General features: G+C 73.2%; 4 protein-coding genes, 1 tRNA gene and 1 pseudogene. 5 read left to right on the top strand and 1 reads right to left on the bottom strand.

Annotation, left to right across the window (positions count from 1 at the left end; genetic code table 11):
* Window positions 1-5: 5 nt before the first annotated feature.
* Window positions 6-85 (bottom strand) — tRNA-Lys (locus ABZ646_RS40300).
* Between the two features lie 181 nt (window positions 86-266).
* Here ABZ646_RS40300 and ABZ646_RS40305 point away from each other — a divergent pair.
* From ABZ646_RS40305 to ABZ646_RS40325, 5 genes and pseudogenes are all read left to right on the top strand, one after another.
* Entirely contained in the window at window positions 267-1,565 is a 1,299-nt protein-coding gene (locus ABZ646_RS40305; protein ID WP_360530848.1) for a peptidoglycan-binding protein, read from the top strand.
* A gap of 64 nt (window positions 1,566-1,629) precedes the next feature.
* Window positions 1,630-2,760 carry an SPFH domain-containing protein gene (locus ABZ646_RS40310; RefSeq protein ID WP_360530851.1) on the top strand — a complete coding sequence of 377 codons (1,131 nt, stop codon included), beginning with the start codon at window positions 1,630-1,632 and terminating at the stop codon, window positions 2,758-2,760.
* Between the two features lie 125 nt (window positions 2,761-2,885).
* Window positions 2,886-3,491, top strand: a complete 606-nt coding sequence (locus ABZ646_RS40315; RefSeq protein ID WP_360530854.1) for a lytic polysaccharide monooxygenase — start codon at window positions 2,886-2,888, stop codon at window positions 3,489-3,491.
* A gap of 137 nt (window positions 3,492-3,628) precedes the next feature.
* Window positions 3,629-4,093, top strand: a complete 465-nt coding sequence (locus tag ABZ646_RS40320) for a DUF3592 domain-containing protein (protein ID WP_360530857.1) — start codon at window positions 3,629-3,631, stop codon at window positions 4,091-4,093.
* Window positions 4,094-4,142: 49 nt separating this feature from the next.
* Window positions 4,143-4,631, top strand: a pseudogene (locus ABZ646_RS40325) (AMP-binding protein); the annotation flags it as partial.
* Between the last annotated feature and the right edge of the window lie 75 nt (window positions 4,632-4,706).

The following is a 4,706-nucleotide window of genomic DNA, read 5'->3' on the forward strand; positions in this document are numbered from 1 at the left end:
GCGTCCGCGGCCGTCGCGGTGATCGAACCCCGGACCCGCTGATTAAGAGTCAGCTGCTCTAACCAACTGAGCTAGCGGCGCTCGCTGACATCGAGAACTCTACCCGACCGGCGGGTGTGCTCCGACCACCGGCCACCGGGGCGCCTTCCGTCCGCCCCCCGCCGTACATCATTCGGACCGTCAGCATGCGCACCGGGACGACAGTTGGGAAACTGATCAATGTGCACAGTCCCGGACATATCCACCCGAAGTGTGAGGGGAATCGCATGCCGGCCCCGGTATTCGAGGAATTCGACCCCGCGAACGACTGCGAATGCCCCGGCTGCGTCCACTGGCGGCGGGTGGCCCCCGCCCCGCTGCCCGGCCGCTTCGGCGGGCACCCGGCCGCCCGGGGCGTGCTGGTCGTGGCCGCCGCCGCGTCCGCCGCCCTCGCCGCGGGCGCCCCGACGGCCGCCGCCCACGGCGTCCCGCCCGCCCCCCACCGGTCCGCCGTCCCCGTGGACCCCGACCCCGCGACCCCGCAGGGCGTCAAGTCCCCCCTGCACGGCCCGGCCGGGGCGCCGGTCGAAGGCCCGGTCACCGCTCCGCCCCTCACCCGTACGGAGATCATCAACCGCGCCAAGAGCTGGGTCACCGCCAAGGTGCCGTACAGCATGAGCCTCTACTGGACGGACGGATACCGGCAGGACTGCTCCGGCTACGTCTCCATGGCCTGGGGGCTGACCGGAAACGAGTGGACCGGCAGCCTGGGCCAGTTCGGCACGAAGATCACCAAGGCGGAGCTCCAGCCCGGCGACATGCTGCTCTTCCACAACCCGGCCGACCCCGAGAAGAGCTCCCACGTCGTGCTCTTCGGCGGCTGGACGGACCACACCCACACCTACTACACGGCCTACGAGCAGGCGCCCCCGCACGCCCGCCGGCAGTCGACCCCGTATGCCTACTGGAGCAACTCCGCCAAGTACGTCCCCTACCGGTACAAGGGCCTGGTCGCGGACCCGGGCGCGGCGGGCGCGCAGGCCGGGAAGGCGGCCGGGCCGTTCCCGGGCGCCGCCTACTTCGGCCCCGGCGCCGACAACAAGTACGTCACCCTGCTCGGCCGGATGCTGGTCGCCCGGGGCGCCGGCAGCCTCTACGGCACGGGCCCCGGGCCGGTCTGGGGGCCCGCGGACCAGCGCGCCACCCGGGCCTTCCAGCAGGCCCAGGGCTGGACCGGCGCCGCCGCCGACGGACTGCCGGGGCCGCGCACCTGGGAACTGCTCACCACCGGCCGGGGCAAGGACATCGGGCCCGCCGGGACCCCGGCCGACCCCGCCTCGCACGGGGTGCCGGGCTACCCCGGCAAGAACTACTTCCGCCCGGGCGCCGACAACGACCACGTCACCCGGCTCGGCAGACGGCTGGTCGAGAAGGGGTACGGCCGCTTCTACACCGACGGTCCCGGGCCGCGCTGGGGCGACGCGGACCGCAGGGCCGTCGAGGCGTTCCAGCGGGCCCAGGGCTGGCGCGGCGGCGCGGCCGACGGCTACCCGGGCCCGGAGACCTGGCGCCGGCTGTTCCTGTGACGGCCCCCACGAGCACGCACGAACCCATCACCTGACGCATCTGGCGCGGAGGCTGGAGGCAGGCATGAGTACGACCACCGAGCACACCCCCGAATCGGGCGACCCCCTCGACAGCGGGCCGCCCACCCGCCCGGTCCCCCGGCTGATCCAGAACGAGGCCACCACCGAGATCCCCGTCCACCTGCTGTTCCGGGACGACCCCGCCCCCGTCCCGGTGCCGCTGCGGCCCGCGGTCGTCGCCCGCCGGCAGGGCACCGGCGAACAGCCCCGGCTGCGCCGCCCGGCCCTCGGCAGACCCCGGCCGGCCGCGGCCGTCGACCCCGACCTGGTGGAGAGCCCGGCCCGGGTGCTGCCCGGCGCGGTCGGGGTGCTCGCCGGGCTCGGCGGGGTGGCCGGGGCCCTCGCCACCTCCTGGTGGGCCGGGGCGCTGCCGTCGCTCGCGGTGCACGCCCTGCGGCTTCCGGCGTCCGCGGGCGCGGGCCTCGGTCCGGCGCAGTGGGCCGCGTACGCCGGGGCGGGCGCGCTCGGCGTGTGCGGGTTCGGAGGGCTCGCGCGCGGGGTGACCGGACAGGCCCGGGTGCTCGGTCTGTTCGGCCGCTACCGGGGGACGGTACGGCGCACCGGTCTGCTCTGGATCAACCCGCTGCACCTGCGGCGCCGCGTCGACGTCCGGCTGCGGCACTGGCGCAGCGAGGAGATGCCGGCGGCGGACGGCAACGGGGTGGCGCTGCGGGTCGCCGTGCTCGTGGTGTGGCGGGTGCGGGACACCGCGCGGGCCGTGCTCGGCGTCGAGGACCACGAGACGTATCTGCGCGAGTGCGTGGAGGCGGCGCTGGCCCGGGTGCCGGTGGAGGTGCCGGGCGGGGTGCGCGGTTCGGTGGAGGCCGCCACGGACGCGCTCACCCGGCGGGTGGCGGCGGACGCGGCCGGGATCGGTCTGGAGGTGTTCTCCGTGCAGCCGGTCCGGGTGGCGTACGCCCCGGAGGTGGCCGAGGCCATGCACCGGCGCCGGATCGCCGCGCTCGACGCCCAGCAGCGGGCGACCGTGCTCACCTCCGTCGTGGATTCCGTGGAGGACACGGTGACCCGGCTGACCATGCGCGGCCTGGTCGAACTCGACGACTACGAGCGCAAGGTGCTGGTGCGGGACCTGACGGTGGCGTTCTGCTCGGGGCGCACCGGGTCCGCGCCGTGACGGGTGCGGACGTGTCCGGGACCTGTCTTTGATATGGACACGGTCAACAGGCGGCAATAATCTGGGACTTGGTCTAGACCTGCACGGCTCACCGGACTTCCCCCACGTTCACGAGGAGCGGCAGCATGCGTAAACGGACCAAGGTGTCGGCCGTCGTGCTCGGTGCGGCGACCGCCGGAGCCTTCGCGCTCTCCACCGGCGGTGCCAGCGGACACGGCTACACCGACCTCCCCGTCAGCAGGCAGAAGCTCTGCGCCGACGGCACGGTGACCGGCTGCGGCGACATCCAGTACGAGCCGCAGAGCGTCGAGGGCCCCAAGGGGTTCCCGGCGGCCGGTCCCGCCGACGGTCAGCTCTGCAACGGCGGGCTCAGCCGGTTCGCCCAGCTCAGCTCGCCCAGGACCCCGGCGGGCGGGGCCTGGCCCACGACCAGGGTGACGGGCGGGCAGTCGTACACGTTCCGCTGGCAGTTCACGGCGATGCACGCCACGACCGACTTCAAGTACTACGTCACCAGACAGGGCTGGAACCAGGACCACGCCCTCGCCCGTTCGGACCTCAACACCACCCCGTTCCTCACCGTCCCCTACAACGGTCAACGTCCGCCGGCCACCCTCAGCCACAGCGGCACGCTGCCCACGGGGCTGAGCGGTCACCACGTGATCCTGGCGGTCTGGACGATCGCCGACACGGGCAACGCGTTCTACGCCTGCTCGGACGTCACGTTCTGACCCGGGTCGTTCGACGGGTGCGTAACACGGCGATGATCTGAGCTTCGCTTGAGGACCCGCCGCAGGCCGGAGAGGTACGTTCCCGCCGTGCCGGTCAGTCGGACCGGTGTTCGGACCGGGGGACTCTCATGGGCTTCATGGAAGCGTTCTTCTACATCATTCCCGGCGTCCTCGTCGTGCTCGGGGTCTTCGGGGTGGTCAGGACGCTGCGGCGGTCGAGCGAGATCAGCCGGGCGTGGCGTCACGGGCGTACGGCCGAGGCGCGCTGTCTGCGGGCGTACACGACGACCAGCGGCGGCGCGGGGGACACGGCCGTGACGACCACGCTGCACCACGTGTACGAGTTCACCACGGCCGAGGGGCGGGTCGTCCGCATCGACGAGCGGAACGGGCCGCGGACCGTGGTCGAGGGGGACTTCGTGACGGTGTACTACCTGCCGGAGCGGCCGGAGGGGGCCACCGCGCGGCCGCCGGCGCAGGGGAGGCTGGCGGTGGGGACGGGGTGCTCGCTGGCCTTCCTCGTGGTCTTCATCGGGCTCGCGCTGACGTTCATGGGGGCGGCGCACTTCATCTTTTCGGCGTGGGGCGACCTGGCGCCGTGACGTGCGGGGCGCTCTACATCTGACGGAGTGTCAGTTACGCTGCCTCCTCATGGACTCCGAGATACGCACGATCGCTGAAGCGGTGGCCGCGCGATGGGGTGACCACAGGCCGGGGCTGTGGTGTGGGGAGCGGGTCTACAGTCACCACGAGGTGGCCGGCGGGGCTGCCGCTCGGGCGGCTCTGCTGGACGATCTGCTGCCGCCGGGGGGCGTGCCCCATGTCGGTGTCCTTCTCGACAACACTCCGGAGTTCCCGCTCTGGCTGGGGGCCGCCGCGCTGGCCGGGGCCGCTGTCGCCGGGATCAATCCGACCCGGCGCGGCGCGGAACTCGCCCGGGACATCCTGCACACCGAGTGCCCGGTACTGGTCACCGAACGGGCCCGACTGCCGCTGCTCGCCGGGCTCGACCTCCCCGGTGTGCGCGTCCTCGTCACCGACGAACCGGAGTACCAGGCGCTCCTCGCCCCCTACCTCGGGGCCTTCCCGGACGCCTCCCGGGCCCGCCCCGCCGACCGGATGCTGCTCTACAGCGGTTCTCAGTGCTCGATTCCGAGGGTCGTCCGGCCGTCACGATCGAACTCGTCGACGTACGAGTCGTTCCCATGAAGGAAA

The sequence above is a fragment of the Streptomyces sp. NPDC007162 genome, from assembly GCF_040634175.1.
Classification (GTDB): domain Bacteria; phylum Actinomycetota; class Actinomycetes; order Streptomycetales; family Streptomycetaceae; genus Streptomyces.